This is a genomic window from Spiroplasma floricola 23-6, from assembly GCF_002813555.1.
Classification (GTDB): Bacteria; Bacillota_I; Bacilli_A; order Mycoplasmatales; family Mycoplasmataceae; genus Spiroplasma_A; species Spiroplasma_A floricola.
This window is the reverse complement of record NZ_CP025057.1, coordinates 1,153,073-1,170,245: the sequence shown is the minus strand read 5'-3', so window position 1 is coordinate 1,170,245 and position 17,173 is coordinate 1,153,073. Positions and strand designations below refer to the sequence as shown.

The 17,173-nt window shown below is 25.8% G+C and carries 19 protein-coding genes; all 19 read left to right on the top strand.

The features are described 5' to 3' along the window. Nucleotide 1: 1 nt before the first annotated feature. The 19 genes from map to SFLOR_RS05190 all read left to right on the top strand — a co-directional run bounded on the left by map (nt 2) and on the right by SFLOR_RS05190 (nt 17,135). Complete coding sequence (map, locus tag SFLOR_RS05285; RefSeq protein WP_100917026.1) at nt 2-775, top strand: type I methionyl aminopeptidase; 774 nt, start codon at nt 2-4, stop codon at nt 773-775. After that, complete coding sequence (gene infA, locus SFLOR_RS05280; protein ID WP_053946570.1) at nt 775-1,002, top strand: translation initiation factor IF-1; 228 nt, start codon at nt 775-777, stop codon at nt 1,000-1,002. Before map ends, infA begins: the two co-directional genes overlap by 1 nt. Before the next feature lie 60 nt (nt 1,003-1,062). Further along, nucleotides 1,063-1,176, top strand: a complete 114-nt coding sequence (rpmJ, locus tag SFLOR_RS05275; protein ID WP_020834730.1) for a 50S ribosomal protein L36 — start codon at nt 1,063-1,065, stop codon at nt 1,174-1,176. Between the two features lie 62 nt (nt 1,177-1,238). Next, entirely contained in the window at nt 1,239-1,604 is a 366-nt protein-coding gene (gene rpsM / locus SFLOR_RS05270; protein ID WP_100917025.1) for a 30S ribosomal protein S13, read from the top strand. A 17-nt stretch (nt 1,605-1,621) separates the two neighbouring features. Then, nucleotides 1,622-2,014: a 30S ribosomal protein S11 gene (gene rpsK / locus SFLOR_RS05265; RefSeq protein WP_100917024.1), complete on the top strand. Its 393-nt coding sequence runs from the start codon at nt 1,622-1,624 to the stop codon at nt 2,012-2,014. An 8-nt stretch (nt 2,015-2,022) separates the two neighbouring features. Then, nucleotides 2,023-2,976, top strand: coding sequence for a DNA-directed RNA polymerase subunit alpha (locus SFLOR_RS05260; protein ID WP_100917023.1), 954 nt, complete (start codon nt 2,023-2,025; stop codon nt 2,974-2,976). 16 nt (nt 2,977-2,992) lie between these two features. After that, complete coding sequence (rplQ, locus tag SFLOR_RS05255; RefSeq protein ID WP_100917022.1) at nt 2,993-3,352, top strand: 50S ribosomal protein L17; 360 nt, start codon at nt 2,993-2,995, stop codon at nt 3,350-3,352. Between the two features lie 112 nt (nt 3,353-3,464). Beyond that, the gene (locus SFLOR_RS05250; RefSeq protein ID WP_100917021.1) at nt 3,465-4,271 is read left to right on the top strand and encodes a pyrroline-5-carboxylate reductase family protein; all 807 of its coding nucleotides are present in this window, start codon (nt 3,465-3,467) and stop codon (nt 4,269-4,271) included. Nucleotides 4,272-4,305: 34 nt separating this feature from the next. Continuing rightward, nucleotides 4,306-4,674 (top strand): hypothetical protein, encoded by a 369-nt coding sequence (locus SFLOR_RS05245; RefSeq protein ID WP_100917020.1) that lies wholly within the window; start codon nt 4,306-4,308, stop codon nt 4,672-4,674. 292 nt (nt 4,675-4,966) lie between these two features. After that, nucleotides 4,967-6,004 carry a sulfite exporter TauE/SafE family protein gene (locus tag SFLOR_RS05240; RefSeq protein ID WP_100917019.1) on the top strand — a complete coding sequence of 346 codons (1,038 nt, stop codon included), beginning with the start codon at nt 4,967-4,969 and terminating at the stop codon, nt 6,002-6,004. A 219-nt stretch (nt 6,005-6,223) separates the two neighbouring features. Then, nucleotides 6,224-6,733 (top strand): hypothetical protein, encoded by a 510-nt coding sequence (locus tag SFLOR_RS05230; protein WP_100917017.1) that lies wholly within the window; start codon nt 6,224-6,226, stop codon nt 6,731-6,733. 97 nt (nt 6,734-6,830) lie between these two features. Further along, entirely contained in the window at nt 6,831-8,030 is a 1,200-nt protein-coding gene (locus SFLOR_RS05225; RefSeq protein ID WP_245858714.1) for an energy-coupling factor transporter ATPase, read from the top strand. 311 nt (nt 8,031-8,341) lie between these two features. Beyond that, on the top strand, nt 8,342-9,235 hold the full coding sequence (locus tag SFLOR_RS05220; protein WP_100917141.1) for an energy-coupling factor transporter ATPase: 894 nt from the start codon (nt 8,342-8,344) through the stop codon (nt 9,233-9,235). Between the two features lie 18 nt (nt 9,236-9,253). Next, nucleotides 9,254-10,153 (top strand): energy-coupling factor transporter transmembrane component T family protein, encoded by a 900-nt coding sequence (locus tag SFLOR_RS05215; RefSeq protein ID WP_100917016.1) that lies wholly within the window; start codon nt 9,254-9,256, stop codon nt 10,151-10,153. 11 nt (nt 10,154-10,164) lie between these two features. Continuing rightward, the gene (gene truA, locus SFLOR_RS05210) at nt 10,165-10,902 is read left to right on the top strand and encodes a tRNA pseudouridine(38-40) synthase TruA (RefSeq protein WP_100917015.1); all 738 of its coding nucleotides are present in this window, start codon (nt 10,165-10,167) and stop codon (nt 10,900-10,902) included. Nucleotides 10,903-11,181: 279 nt separating this feature from the next. Continuing rightward, nucleotides 11,182-11,895 (top strand): hypothetical protein, encoded by a 714-nt coding sequence (locus SFLOR_RS05205; protein WP_100917014.1) that lies wholly within the window; start codon nt 11,182-11,184, stop codon nt 11,893-11,895. A 24-nt stretch (nt 11,896-11,919) separates the two neighbouring features. Continuing rightward, a complete protein-coding gene (locus tag SFLOR_RS05200; RefSeq protein ID WP_100917013.1) occupies nt 11,920-15,537 on the top strand; it encodes an ABC transporter permease in 3,618 nt (1,205 codons plus the stop codon). A 41-nt stretch (nt 15,538-15,578) separates the two neighbouring features. Continuing rightward, a complete protein-coding gene (locus SFLOR_RS05195; protein WP_100917012.1) occupies nt 15,579-16,301 on the top strand; it encodes an ABC transporter permease in 723 nt (240 codons plus the stop codon). Nucleotides 16,302-16,433: 132 nt separating this feature from the next. Then, complete coding sequence (locus SFLOR_RS05190) at nt 16,434-17,135, top strand: hypothetical protein (protein WP_100917011.1); 702 nt, start codon at nt 16,434-16,436, stop codon at nt 17,133-17,135. The last annotated feature ends 38 nt before the right edge of the window (nt 17,136-17,173 follow it).

Below are 17,173 nucleotides of genomic sequence, written 5' to 3'. Positions count from 1 at the left end.
GATGGCAGTTACAATTAAGAATGCACAACAAATTGAGAAAATGAGATATGCTGGACAAGTACTTGGAGAAGCTTTATATAAATTAAAAAAACTTATTAAACCAGGAATAAATTGTTTAGATTTAGATAAATTTTTCATTGATTTTATTACAAGTAAAGGTTGTACAAGCAATTTTAAAGGTTATGGAGGTTTTCCTGCCCATATTTGTATTTCAATTAATGAACAATTAATTCACGGTATTCCTAAAAATAGAGTATTACAAGATGGCGATATAGTATCAATTGATGCTGGTTGTGTTTATGAAAAATATCATGCAGATTCAGCAATAACAGTAACTTGTGGTAACTCAAAAGACAAAAAGTATGATAAACTAATAGAGTTGACTGAAAAGTCACTATACTTGGCAATTGAGCATGTAAGAGCCGGTGTGCGCATCGGAACCATTTCTTCAACTGTTCAAAATTTTATTGAAGAAAATGGTTATCATTTGCCAACAGATTATTCAGGACACGGTATAGGATTAGAAATGCATGAAGATCCCTTTGTTCCTAATGTAGGAATAGAAAATACTGGAATGAGATTAGTTCCAGGAATGGCTATTTGTATTGAACCAATGGTACAAATAGGAACAGATAAAACTGTTGTTGCTGATGATGATTGAACAGTATCATCAAAAGATGGTAGCATGACTGCCCACTTTGAACATACTATTTTGGTAACTGAAGGAAACCCAGAGGTATTAACTTTATTTAAACCAAAGGAGGAAACAGAATAATGGCAAAAGAAGATTATTTAGAAGTGGATGGTACTGTTTTAGAAGTACTACCAAATGCTACTTTTAAGGTGAAATTAGAAAATGAAATAGTTATAGACGCCCACGTGTCTGGTAAAATCCGTATGAACTACATTCGCATCTTACCAGGTGACAAAGTAACTGTGGCAATTTCACCATATGACCCTACACGTGGAAGAATTACATACCGTTTTAAAAATGGTAAATAGGTAATTTCAATTAAAATAAATATAAAAAAATAAGTGCACAAAATCAGGAGGTTAGAAAAGATGAAAGTAAGATCATCTGTCAAAAAAATTTGCGACAAGTGTCGTGTAATTAGACGTAAAGGCCGTGTAATGATTATTTGTGAACAACCAAAACATAAACAACGTCAAGGTTAATTATTTAATAATTAATATTATTAAACAAAAAATTAGTTAATCTTTTAGAAAGGAAATTAATAATGGCTCGTATAAATGGGGTAGAAATACCTAATGAAAAAAGAGTAGTTATTGCTCTAACTTATATTTATGGTATTGGTTTATCAACTTCACAAAAAATCCTTGAGGCTACAAAAGTAAGCGAAGATACAAGAGTTAAAGATTTATCAGAAGATAATATCAAATCAATCTCTCAAGAAATCTCAAAAGTTAAAACTGAAGGAGATTTAAGAAGAGAAACAGCATTAAACATTAAACGTTTAATGGAAATTGGATGTTACAGAGGAATGAGACACAGAAAAGGACTTACAGTTCGTGGACAATCTACAAAGACTAACGCACGTACAAGAAAAGGTCCAAGAAAAACTGTAGCTAACAAGAAAAAATAGTTAGAGAGGTATAAACTATGGCAAATAATAGACAAAACAATAACAAGAAAAAAGTTAAAAAGAATATTGCTAAAGGTATAGCTCACATTCACTCAACATTCAATAACACAATCGTAACGGTTTCAGATGAGAAAGGTAACGTAATATCTTGATCAAGTGCTGGAGCTATGGGTTTTAAAGGAAGTAAGAAATCAACACCTTACGCTGCTCAAATGATTGCAGAAGCTGCAGGAAAAGGAGCAATGGATAATGGAGTAAAAACTATCTCAGTTGAGGTAAAAGGTCCAGGTCCAGGAAGAGATGCTGCTGTAAGAAGTTTACAAGGTATCGGATTAGAAATAACAGCAATTAAAGATACAACACCAATTCCTCATAATGGAGTGCGTCCCCCAAAACGCCCAAGAGGTTAATATAATTAATGAAACAGTTTTCAAGACCAGAATTTAATTTATTAAAAGAAGAAAAAAACAGAAATTATGGGGAATTTAAAGTAGAACCACTTGAAAGAGGATTTGGAACTACACTTGGTAATGCAATTAGAAGAACATTGCTATCATCAACACCAGGAGCAGCAGTTTATGCAATTAAAATTGCTGGAGCTGCTCATGAATTTACATCAATCAATGGAATAGTTGAAAATGTAAGTAGAATTATATTAAATTTAAAAAAATTAGCTTTAAAAATTGATACAAAAATATTTGAAGATGATGAAGTTGTTGAATTAAAAGTTAATTCAACAAGAGTAGGAGCAATCACTGCAGGAGATATTATTGTCCCTACAGGAGTTGAAATTATAAATCCAAAACTACATATTTGTACAATAGCAGATGGAGGAGTTTTAGATTTAACTTTATTTGCAAAAAACTCAAGAGGTTATAGATCATTTAAAGAAAATAAAAAAGAAAAATTAGTTGTAGATGCAATTACAATTGATTCAAATTATTCTCCAATTGTTAGAGTTTCTTATAATGTAGATGCAACAAAAATTGGTAAATCAGTAGATTTAGAAAAGTTAATTTTAGAAGTTGAAACTGATGGAACAGTTACAGCAAGTGATGCAGTAGCAACAGCTGCAAAAATCTTAGTAGAACACTTACAATTCTTTGTTAATTTAAATGACGAAATTAATGATTTAAATGTTATTGGTGCAACAAACGAAGAAGATGAAAAAGAATTAGATCGCTTAATTGAAGATCTAGACTTTACACAAAGAAGTTTAAACTGTTTAAAAAGAGCAAACATCAACTCATTGCGTGATTTAGTATCACGTACAGAAGATGATATTCAAGAAATCAGAAACTTGGGTAGAAAATCATTAAAAGAAATAAAAGATAAAGTGGTTCAATTAGGACTAACTTTTAAACAAGATTAGGAAGAGGTGTAGTTATATGTCATACATTCAAAAAAGAGGTAAAAATACTGCTTGAAGAGTTGCATTAATGAGAAACTTAACTACTGAGCTAATTATTTCAGAAAGATTAGAAATCACTGAAACAAGAGCTAAAGAATTAAGACAACACTTTGACAAAATGGTTACACTTGGTAAAAGAGGAGATTTACATGCTCGTAGACAAGCAGCTGCTTGATTAAGACATGTTGATGCTTCAGAAAAAGAAACTGCATTACAAAAATTGTTTACAACAATCGCAAAAAGATTTAAAACAAGAGAAGGTGGTTATACAAGAATTCTTAAATTGGATAACCGTCGTGGTGATAATGCACCAATGTGTATCATAGAGTTAGTTTAATTAAAAACTCTTAGCATAATTAAAAACACTATTTGGTGTTTTTTTTTTTTTTTTTAATTTGCTTTGATTAAAAAAGTTTCTAATGAAAGGTTTATAATATTTGGGGGTATTTATGAAAAAAATTTTGTTTATTGGATTAGGACATATGGGTTCTTCACTAGTAAAAGGAATTCTTGCAAATAATAATTTTAAAGCAAAAATATATGGATATGATGCTTTTAAGGATTTACAAGATAAAATTGTTAACTCATTAGATAAATTAACAGCTATTAATTCACTTGAGGAAATTGAATCAGAAGGAATTGATGTTATTGTAATTGGAACAAGACCAGATGCTATTGATTCTTTATGTTCTCAATTAGATAAATTAAACTTAAAATGAAGAACTATTGTATCTATGGCAAATGCTGTTGATATAGAACGATTAGAATCTAACTTTAAAAATCAAAAAGATTTAACAATTATAAGAATGATGCCAAATATGAACGCGTCAATAAGAGAATCAGTTACAGCTATTGCACATAAAGATGCATCAAAAGAAAAAATAGATTTTGTTGTGGAAATGTTTCAAAATTGTGGAATAGTTGAAATTATTGAAGAAGTTAAATTTGGTACACTTACTGCAATTTCAGGGTGTTTACCATCTTATGTGATTTCTTTTTTTAAAGCAATCACAGACTATGCAATCGAAAAGGGATTTGAAAAAGAACAAGCTTATAGAATTGTAGAAACTGCTGTAATTGGAAGCATTAAAAATTGTGCTAATTCTGGAATTGATCTAAGAACAATGGTGAATCAAATCTGTGTACCAAATGGATCAACAATTGAAGGACAAAAAGTTTTAGATAATGATGGATTTGAGAACATCATAAAAAAATGTCTTAAAGCTGCTGATAAAAAAGCAACTTCAAAAAAATAAAAAAAGATATAAGAGTATAAAGGAAGAAATTAAAATGAAAATTGAAAAACAAATTTATGATTTAGATGATCAGATTGCTAAAAAAGTTGAACAAGCTGAAAGAACTAAAACTGAAATTGCTATTTTATCAACAAAACTTAATAATGAACTTATAGAATCAGATAAAATGTTAACTGAGTTTTCAAAGTTAAAAAAAAGTAAGGAATTAAAAGAAATTAGATTAAAAAATAAGATTACTTATTTAGAAGTTTTATCAAAATATAAAGAAGAAGTAAAAAAACTTAAATATGAAAATACCTTAACTATAAAGCAAATTAAGGCAATTAAACATTCTGAAAAAGATAGTCAAGATTATTTAAACCTTTTAAAAATAAGAGAGAGGAGAATTAAAAAAACTATCTAAAAATAGAAAAGAAATCTTATCAAAAACTAGCAAACAAAACTTAAAAAAAGTTAAAGAAGAGTTTTGATATAAAAAAAGAAAATTATTAAAAGAATTTATTAAATCAACTGAAAACTTATCCACTAAAGGTGCTTTAATAAAACAAAAAAGAAATTTTGAGCTTAAATTAGAAGAAATTTTTAAAAAATATAATAAAGAGCTTTTAGAAGCAAAAAATAAATACTTATCATCTAAAAGTTCAATAAGTAAAACTTTATTTATTGTTATTCCACTAATTATAGTTCCACTTGTAATGGCAACAACCCTAGCACTAAATTATGCAGTTTATTTACCAAATACAGACCAAAATTACTCCACTTTTAATAAAGAAGCACTACCAGCATTTATTATTTCAATGCTTTTAGTTGTTTTGGGATTGATAACAACCTGTTTTATTGTTATTAATGCAAAAACTAGTCTTGCAAAAGAAAGAAAATATCCTATGAATAAGGGTTTCTTTAGTTCACTATTTGTAGGTCTGTTAGGATTATTTGGAGTAGGGGCATTTGCTCCAACCATATCAATTTCAAATACAATAGGATTAATTGAAGATGATAAAAAAATACCTGGAACTTTAAATGCTGGTTATGTTTTACCTATAATTTTGCAAGCTTTAATTATGATATCTGTTATTAAAGTAGATATTTTAACTCTTATTGTTTTAATCATAGCTGCTGTAATTGGAAGTTATATAGGAGCTGCTGTTGCCAATAAGGTAAATAAATTATTTATTAAAACAGCAATGGCAGTAGTTTTATTCATAAGTGCTTTGCTTATGTTATTAAGTCACCCAAGTGTTGCTTTAATTAATAGTGGTGAAGGTGTTACAGGATTTTCTTTAAGCGATCTGAAATTTTATATAGCCACTTTTGCTTTCTTAATTTTAGGTGCTCTTATGAGCTTTGGAGTTGGTCTATATGCTCCAGCTCTTGCTGTTATCAGTTTGCTAGGAATGGATGGGGGAGCTGCATATCCAATTATGATGGGTGCATGTGCCTTTCTAATGCCAGTATCAACATTTAAATTTGTAAAAGATAAGAATTATGTTCCAAAACTCTCTGTATCATTAATGATAGGAGGAATTTTAGGAAATTTCATCTCTTTTTTAGTTCTATTTATGGGAATTAAATATGGTCTTGGATTAAGTGAAGTTGAATTTAAAAAAATCTTATTGTGAATTGTTATTATTGTTATATTTTATTCATCAGTAACAATGTTTCTAGATTCTGTAAAAGCAATAAGAAAAAATCAAGAAATTAAATTTAATAATCTAAAAAGTGTATATAAATAACAGTGAAAAGTAAAAAAAAGAGAAGAATTGATAATATATTTGCAAAATATAGATCTGCAATATGAATTCAATTACTTATATTAATTCCATTGATTATTTTGCTTCCTATGGCAAGTTCTTATATAAATGAAATTTTCTCAAGATTTAAAATCATTGCTATAATTTTAACTATTATTATTTTTTTTCTTTTATAACTTAACTTTTATAACAAGCTATAATATGGGAAAAACTGTAATAGTTTATGAATTAATATTTATTTTTACTTTAATAGGATCAATGATTTTATTAACTCAAGTAAAACTAGATTCTAATTATTCAAATCAAGTTATAATAGTTATTTGTGCTTTAATAGGATCAATATTAACTGCAATATTAGGACTTATTTTCTCTTATAGAAACAATAATTTATTAAACTCTTATATTGGCTATAATAATACACTAATTGATTTAACTGATTTTGGATTTGTATGTAATGGTGAAATACTTAAATCATTTAAGGTTTTACGAATAAAAAATGAGATTAAGTTAGAAATAAATGGAACTTGAAAAAAATATCAAACTTCACAACTTAAGAAAGCTTATTTTGAGGGAGCAAAAGTTTTTGGAAAAGTTGGACATATAAAGTTTAATTTTCAAGAAAATCAATTTGAATTAATATACAAAAAAACTAAAACTGATATAGTTTCATATGCTTTGTATTATAATTTAATTAGAAAAATAGCTAAATAATTAGCTATTTTTTATTAGACTTATTTATATTTTTTATAATTAAGTACTTTTAAATATTTATATTTGATATAATGATTAATGTATGAGAGGTAATGCTATGTCAACAAATTTAAATGCAACTGAAAAATTGAATGATTTTAGACTTAAATTGAATGAATATAATGATAAATTAGTTCGTGCAAGTCAAAAAATGATTATCGCAAGAAGCAAATTCTCTAAGCGAGAGGTAGATATTGATTTTGTAAAAAATGCAGAAAATGAATACAAAACAATAAAAAAAGAATATAAAGAAATAACTGACAATAGTTTCTTTTTAGAAAATGTAAAAGAATCAAAAGCCAAATTAAAAACTGTAAGCAAAAATTCAAAAGAGTATTGAAAATTATTTGAGGACTATAAACTTGCTGTTTTTATATATAAAGAATCAAAAGTTGCAATAAAAGATAGAGGACATGGGGGACAACTTGCTCAACTATCAGATATTGCTCTTAAATTAAATAATATTAAATTCAGATATAGAGAAGGACATCCATTTGCTGTGAATGGTGTTAGTGTTGAAATTAAACACGGAGATTATGTAGCAATTATAGGTCATAATGGTAGTGGTAAATCAACTTTATCAAAAATAATAATAGGAGTTTTACAACCAACAAATGGATCAATAGAAGTTTATGGAAATAAAGTTACGAGAAATAATATAAATATGATTCGTAAATTCTTAGGAATTGTTTTTCAAAATCCGGATAATCAATTTATTGGTTCTACAGTTAGAGATGATATTGCATTTGGTTTAGAAAATAGAAGAATTGAACCATCAAAAATGCCTCATATTATAATGAATGCGGCTAAAAAAGTTAGAATGCAAGACTATCTTGATCATGAGCCTTTAATGTTAAGTGGGGGACAAAAACAAAGAGTTGCTATTGCATCAGCTTTAGCATTATCTCCTGACATTTTAATCTTTGATGAAGCAACAAGTATGCTTGATCCAAAAGGAAAAAGTGAAGTTAAAGAAATCATGGTGGAATTAAAAAATACAAGAGAAAAAACAATTTTTTCAATAACTCATGATATGGATGAAATTTTAAATGCAGATAAAGTTATGGTTATGAATAAAGGGGAATTAGTAAAATTTGGATCACCAAAAGAAATACTAAGTGAAAAAGAATTTTTAAGATCTATTCATTTAGATATTCCTTTTGTTGCCCAAATTGAAGAAGCACTTCAAAATGAAGGAATGAAAATCTCAGGAAGTGCAAATTTGGAAGAGTTGGTGAAAAATATATGTCAAAAATAAGAAAAATGTCACCAGAGAAAAAGGCAAAATTATTAGCTGATAAAAAAGAAGCTAAAGCTGAGCATAAACAACATACTAAAGAACTTTCTATAAAACAAAAAAAAGATGCTAAAAAGCGAAAAGAAAAACATAAAGAAATCTCTCTTTTAATAAAAAATGATCAAAAAAATCAAAAACAATATCAAAAAGAAATTAAAGATTATATAAAAAATGATAAACAATTAATACCAGAAAGAGTAAATGAAGTTAAAAAATGATATGAAAATATATCTGAAAAAAACTCAGCTAATAAAAAAGAATTCAAAAGAAAAATGAATATTGCAACTGAACCAAAATGAGACTTTAATGGAGAAATTAAATTTGATTCAGTTTCATATACATATAGTAAAAATTCTCCTTTTGAATTTAGGGCATTAAATGGTACTGATTTAACAATACAAGAAGGTAAAATTACAGCAGTAATTGGTATGACAGGTAGTGGTAAATCTACTTTAATTCAATTAACAAATGGTTTATTAGTAACAGAAACAGGTAGAACAATTATTGGGAATTTCCAAATACCTGCTTCCACTAAAAAAATTAAACAAGTAAAAGAGTTAAGAAGAGAAGTTGGCTTAGTATTTCAATTTCCTGAATATCAATTGTTTCAAGATACAATTGAAAAAGATATCTCATTTGGTCCAATTAATTTAGGAGCAAATAAAAAAGAAAGTTTTGAAAAAGTTCCTGAATTATTAAGGATGGTAGATTTACCGGAAGATTATGTAAAAAGAAGTCCATTTGATTTAAGTGGGGGACAAAAACGTCGTGTGGCAATAGCAGGAATTATTGCAATGAATGGAAATACATTAGTTTTAGATGAACCAACTGGAGGTTTAGATCCACAAGGTGAAGAAGATTTTATGAATTTATTCTATAGACTAAATAAAGAAAATGGAAAAAGAATTATTATTGTAACTCATAATATGGATCATGTGTTGCAAATAGCTGATGAAGTTATTGTAATGCATAAAGGAAAAGTTATCTCAAAAGGATCACCTTTTGAAATCTTCTCAAACTCAGAATTGTTGAAAAAAATAGAAATTGAACCACCAAAATTATATAAACTTGCACATAAATTAAAAGATGCAGGATTAGATATTACAAACGTTGAATTTAGAACAGTAGAAGAGCTTGCAAAAGCAATTAAATCTAAAAGAAAATAGGAAAGGAGAAAATTAATAATGAGAATGGTATTTGGTAGATATATGCCGTATAATTCAATGATTCATAAAATGGACCCAAGGTTAAAATTATTTATGATTATTGCTTTAATTGTTGTTGTATTTTTTCCTATAGGATATACAGGATTTGTTTTAATTGCTACATTTATATTCTTAATGTATGCTGTAAGTAAATTAAGTTTTAAAATGTTGTTTAAATTGTTTTTTCCAATAACATTTATTTTTATAGTTCTTATACTTATAAATATATTCATGCTAAGGCCAGAAAACTTCTCAAATCTTGCTGATGGAGGATATAATACAGGTGCAAATAGCTTTGGTTATATTTATAAATGAAAAGCATTTTGTTTTTCAGAAAAAGCATTATATTCAGCTTTATATATGACAATTAGAATATTCTTAATGATTACATTAACTACAATATTGACTGGAACAACACAACCTTTGGAATTAACTTTAGCTATTGAAGATTTATTATGACCATTAAAACTAATTGGAATACCTGTTTATATTTTTTCAACAATTATTTCAATTGCCTTAAGAATGATTCCTACTTTAATTGATGAAGCAGGAAGAATTATGAAAGCTCAATCTTCAAGAGGTATTGACTTTAAAAATGGTAAATTAGTTGATAAAGCTAAATCAATGACTTCTTTAATAATTCCTTTACTAGTTTCTGCTTTCCAAAAAGCTGAGGATTTAGCATATGCGATGGATTCAAGAGGATATGATCCACATGCAAAAAGAACAAGATATAGACAAGTTAAGTTTAGAATTTTAGATATAGTTATTTTTATATTAGGAATAGGTGTATTTTCAGCTTTAATTTGTTATATTAATATTCCTTCACTTGAAAACCTATTACAAATTCCTAGAATAGATAGCATTCTATTTTCTTAAAATTTATTAATATGTATTATTATTTATTTACAATTCAATATGATGGAACTGATTTTTGTGGTTGAGCTAAACAAAAAAATCAATCAACTATTCAAGGAGAATTAGAATCTGCAATTTCGCGAGTTGCACGAAACTCAATATTTAGAATAGTGGGAGCCTCAAAAACTGATTCAGGAGTTCATGCACAAGATCAAAAAGCATGAGTAGAACTAAATTTTAAACCAAATGTACAAGGGTTTTTAAATGCACTTAATAGAAGTCTTCCTTTGGGCATTAAAATTTTAAATGTAAAAGAAATAGCAAAAGATTTTAGAGTTAGAAATTGTAAAGAGAAAACTTATGAATATAAAATCAATTTAGGGGAAAATAATGTTTTTGAAAATAGATATTATTTTTCACCAAATAACAAACTTGATTTATTTAAATTGAAAGAAGCTTTAAATATATTTATAGGAACTTATGATTTTTATAATTTCTCAGGTTTAAAAATTGAAGAAAAAGAGTTAATTGAGACTAAAAGAACGATTAATTCAATTGAAACAAATTTAGAAAAAGATATTTTCACAATAACGTTTAAAGCTAAAGGTTTTATAAGATATCAAATAAGAATGATTGTTGGTGCCTCTATTGCTTATAGTTTAAATAAAATTAACTTTAAAAAAATTGAAAATGTTCTAAATATGAGAGAAGAAAAAATGCCTTTTATAGCAAATCCAGAAGGACTTATTTTAAAAAAAATAGACTATTAATTATTTTTTAGTGTAATATATATTTAAGTCAGTTAAGAGAACTTAAATATACCAAAAAATAAGAAGTAAATAATCTTTATTAGTTTATCTTTTTTGCATAAGTTTTAGTAGAACAAGAAGGAAAAGGTATATAATAAATTTTGCTTACAGTTAACTGACTAAAATGTGCTTAGCACATTTTTTTATTTTTTATAAGTTTTAGTAGAAAATATTATTATAAACCAGATTTGATTTTCAACCTTATAGTGTTATCATATAAAATAGTAGAGGTACTCAAAAATGAAGCATTCAATAAATAAAAAAATTGCTAAAAATGTATATATTTTATTTGTAATCATGCATTTAAGTATCTTATTTATCTCAATTTCATATGCTAAAGGGAATTATAAATTTTATCAAGTAATTCAAATAGCATCAATTATAAATACAATAATAATAACAGCTTTATGCTTGTGAATAATAATTGAATCATCAATTATTATTTCTCATTTAAAAAGAACTTTTTATGAAATAAAAACATTTAAATTCCTAGCAAGGGGTAATTTTTTAAGTGATTTTTTCAAACTTATTATAATTTCAGTACCTATTTTTATTTCAACAGAAGCACAAGCATTTGATTATATTTGAAAAGATAATCAAAAAATTATTAATTTAGAGATTTTGTTAATTTTTTCTTTAGTTTCTATTATTTTCTTTTCAATTATAATTATTTCTTTAAATTTAATTTTTAACCGTTTGAGAAAAGTTGTAAAGTTAAATATAAGTGAAAAAATATTTTTTGCAGTATTTAAAAATTTTATTGAAGAGGAAAATGATACAAAATTTGTAAATATGCCATATTTAATTTTTAGTAAAATAAAAATTAAATTTAAAGAGGTTTTTGAAAAAAATTTATTTATTCAGCAAATAATAAATTCAAAAAAGAGCTTAAGTTTAAGAATTTTTAAAAGAGGAGTGACTCCACCAAATTCATTATTTAATTTAAAAAAATAAATTGAATAGGAGGAAAAAAATAATATGAAAGGAATTAGACTTTTATTAAAAAACGCATTTAAATCTTCTTGAAAAAACAAATCTCAAATAATAGGTTTGTCACTTTTAGTTATGCTTGTTTCTTTAGTAACATCTGTTTTATCTGCAACTTCAACTAGAGTTGCAGGTGCTTATGATAAACTTATAGTTTCTTCAAACATGAAAGACTATATTTTAGATGTAAATTTAGACAATCAAATTAATGATCCAAATAGTCAAGAATCAAAAGAAGAAAATTTATGAGATAAGCTATCAGATTATAAAGTTGATAAAACTATTGTTCAAAATAAAGAACTTTATCAACAATATATCTTAAATCAAATCGCTCTAAAATATAATCTTGATATTTCTTATACAGAAGCAAGATTATTAAATGGAGTAAAAAATAATAACGAAAGTATGAAAATTAAAACAGTATCTAAAATTAATTCAGATACAAATAATGGTGTTGATAAATTAGTAGTATCAAGAGGTAGAAATTTTAATGCAGGAGTAAAAGAAGTTGTTATTAATGAATCTTTTGCAAAAGCAAATGATATAAAATTAAACGATATTATTAGAGTAAATTCTGATAAATATGGAGATGATTTTTTAGTAAAAAACTCGAACTTCAATTCACAAGATGGTAAAAAATTAAAAGAAGACTTAAATCAATATAAAGATTCTCCTCAAGATTTACTTAAAAATAGTAGATATGAAAATCAAGTATGATTTGAAGTTGTAGGAATAGGGACCTCAGCTGATTTTATAACGCCAATAATAGATGAAACAACTATTATGCCTAACACAAAAAATGAAGCAATCATTTATATGGATTCAATTTGAATGGGTTATCAATCAGATATATATAGTTTTACTGATAAAAAAAATGAAAATAATTTATATAAAAGAAAAATGTCAACTTATACAGTTCAAACAGCAAAAGTAGTTGTTGCTTCTGAAAAAGATAGAGAAGTATATTTTTCTATTAAATCTAATGATAGTCCTTCAGAAGAATTAAGAAGTAAAATGGAAGATGAATATAAACAATATATATCTGTAAATATTAAAGATTTAAAATATATATATGATGCAAAAGATCCTTTATATAAATTTGCAACAAGAACTACAAGTTTTGATTCAGTTATGATTGGCTATAATGTAATGGCAAATGGTTTAATTATAGTTATTATACTAATTGCTGGATTTACAACAATTTTAACAACAAAAAAACAAGTGGAACAACAGAGCAGACAAATAGGTTGTTTAAAATCATTGGGATATAAAAAACGTGAAATTGTAAATAACTTTATTGCCATACCCTTAATAGTTTCAATAATTGGTTCTCTTGCAGGATATATATTATCAATTTTTATAGAATCAGAAATAGTTGGTGTTTTTTCAACTTACTTCAATATTTCATTCTTTAAATTTCAATTTAACCCAGTTGCTTTTGCAGCAAGTCTACTAGCATTGTGAGTTTTATTAACAATTCTTACATTCTCTATTGGTTATTGAACTATAAAAAAATCAGCTTTAACTTTATTAAAAGGTGGAGATGATAAAGTAATTAACAAATTATCAATAAAAATAAAACAACTTTCATCAAAAAGAAGCTTTAATTATAGATTGAGAACTGCACTTTTAACTACTTCTTTGGGTAAATTAGTTGGTGTTAGTGTAACAATGTTATTAAGTGCAACACTTATAACAACAACAGTCATTGCTCCAAAAGTTATGAAAGATAATATAACAGCAACTTTTAATGGAATGAACTATGAAAACATGGTGGAATATACTCAGCCAATTGCAAATAATCCATGATCATTTTATAAAACATATAATCCAAATTTTGAAAGTGAAAATACAGGTTGAGGTCAATATAAGGAACAAGTTTTAATAAGAGATGCAGGAGCAGGAAAAAAAATTACAGGAAATGGTATTCTTCAAACAACTCCTGCTGGTTTTACTAAAGGGTGAACTGCATATCCAATAAAAGATGGAGTTGATGAAAATCAACCATCATCAAACGATATTAATAATAGTATTGATTGAGAAAAAGTTGTACAAGAACTATTAAAAGGAGAGATAAGTCCTTATTATTATACTTATGATATAGCAGCAGATAATGTTTTCTTTTGATCAGAATTTTCATATTTAAATTGAAGAAATATGTCAACAAATCTTCTAAGAAATTTAGATAAAGCAACAGCAACAGGACTTCTAACTTCTGGAACTGCATTACAAACTTTGCAAGGTCAATGACCAGATTATACACAATTGATGAAAGAATTAAGTAGCATGACAAAAACACCAAGTAAAACAGAGCTTCGTGAATATACTTTTAAAATGCTAAAAATATATAATAAATATATACAAGGATTATCATTAACTTATAATGAAGGATCTGTGAAGGATAATAAATTCGTTCATAACTTTATAAATAATAAATTTAATAAGGAAATAAAAAATAATAAAAAAAATTATTATGACAAAAATTTATTAAATAAAATTAAACCAGTAGAAGAAAAAACTGCTGATTTTGTTTGAATTAAAGAAGATGAAAAAGAGATAAGTCCTCTTGATTTAACTGATAGTCAGATTAATGAAATGACAGAGAATGAATTAAAAGAATTAAATACAGGATTAACTTATTGATTTGGAGCAACTCTTGATGGAAGAATGGGTATGGCAGTTTTACAAACAACTTATACAAGAGCAACATATTTTGTACAAGAAGCAATTAAAAAAGCTATCCAAGAAAATAGTAATTATAATATAAGTTTTAATATTATACCTTATGATAATAAACAAGATGAATTGGGAACTGTTTTAAACACTAAATTTAAAACAGTAAATAATAAACAAGAAAATGCCAAAATATTTGGAATAAATCAAAACTCATCTTTAATTGATTTAAAAAACTCAAAAAATAAAGATCTAAAACGAAATTTATTTTTAAGTGAAGATTCAGATACAATTCCTTTAATTATTAATCAAAGTTTTGCTAAAAAAACTAATAAAAATGCAGGAGATATTGTTAATCTTGAGGTTTTAAGAGATATGCTATATCAAAATGACAAAGAAATTTCATTAGATGATGTTACATATGGACATAATTTAGAAAATGATAAGGCTATTGATTTTTCAGAATTAAGAACACAATCAACATATGGATGATATACAAATGACTATCTATATGCAGATAGCCCAACTGCTTCTCCACTTCCTGTTGGAAAAACCGTATCTGCATCATCAATAGGACAATCTAATACTATTGCTAGTTCTAAAGCTGATAAAGCAGTTGAAACAATGGAAATATATAAAAATTATCGAAATGGTCAATTATCAATTAATCAAGAGATACTAAATAAGCAATTTAAAATTGTGGGAATTCAAAATGGTTATGGACAACCTCAATGTTGAATTTCAAATGATAATGCAAATAAAATTTTAGGATATGACAAAATAAATGAAAAAAACTTTGAGCAATGATTTGCAAAAGAATATCCAAAAGGAAATCCAATTTATAAATATGAAGGATTTAATGATCAAATTAAAGTTGATAATTTAAGTTTAGAAGAATTTATGGGAGAAAAAAAGTTTCTTATAAAGACTTTATAGAAAAAGTTAATAAGAGTGAAATTGGTTCAAGTTGAAGAAATATGAATCAATTATATGAAAATTTATTTCCAATATTTAATTACAAATATAGTCCAACAAGTGAAATGCTTGATTTAACTGATGGATTTTCAATATCTTCAAGAATCGCTGATTTTAGCTCTATTGGTTTAAATGGAAATTACAATATGATAGAAACTGAATGTGATCAAGAAACTAGTGAATATGAAACAACAGAAGAAAAACAAAAATGTTATGTAATAGATACAAAAAACTTTAATGAAGGATATGGAATTGGTACACTTTCAACAATGTTACCAAAAGAGCAAACTAGAATAATTCTAGGTCAACTAACAGATGTTGTAAATATGATTATTATATTATTTATAACAATAGCAGTTATTGTTTCTACAACAATAATACTTTTAACAACAAGTTTAATTATTTATGAAAATAAACAATTTATAGCTACAATGAAAACCTTAGGTTATTCAAATGGTTATGTAGTAAGACAAATTTTAGGAATATATATAGCGCCTGTAATTATAATGTATATTATAGGATTTGCAGTAGGATGATATATATTTATAATTATTACAAATTATTTGGCAATAAATACAACATGGGTATTACCAGTACAATTTGAAATTTGATTACCATTCCTTGTGTTTTTAGTAATTGCATCAATATATATTACAACGTTTGCAATAGGTTGATTGAGTATACAAAAAATTAATCCAATTGAAGCGTTAAAAGTAAATGACTAAAATGAAAAAATCCCCTAAAGGATTTTTTTATTATTCTAGAATGAATAAAAATATTTTTAAATATTAAAATGCTTTTACAAAACTTGTATTTAAATTCATAAGTTGTATAATTTAAAAAATGGGGATGAAATAATGTTAAAAGTTAAAGCAATTAGCAAAAAAATTATACCAAGTGTTTTTATTTTTTCTTTAATTTTGCATTTCTATTTATCTGCTATTTCTGGAGAAAATATATTTATAAGCGGGAAAGCAAATTTTATTTTTAACCATTTTAATGTTTCTATTAATATATTATTTATGTTTATTTTACTTTTAGTTACAACTATTGAATTTAGTAAATTTCTATATTTCATAGAAATCAACTCAAATAATACGAAAAATTTAAAATGAATGATTAAAAAAGATCACTTAAGAGCTGTTAGTAAACTAGTTATTTTAACAGCACCTTTTGTTATTCTTTATTTAATAAAATTTTTTTCAAAGCAGACAGATGATTTAGAATATAGCATAGGAATTTTAATTTTTGCATCTTCTAGTTTTTTATTGATGGTTACTTTAATAATCCTATTTTTTGTATATAAATTTGCTATGAGAATTGAATGAGTAGAAAATTATGATAAAGAATTTGATTTTTTAGTCGAACAAATTTTTTTCAACTCAATCTTTTTGAACATTTTAAACTATGATCAAAAAATTTATTCAAAAGAATTAAAAGATGAGATAAAAGTATTTTTAACATCTACAAATATCGAAAAAGATACACTATTTAGTGAAAAAGTAGCACTTTTTTTAAAAGAGAGTAAAAAGGCAACAACTCCACCTGCTCTAATTTAATTTTACAAATTTTTAACAATAAATTTATAAATGTTCTA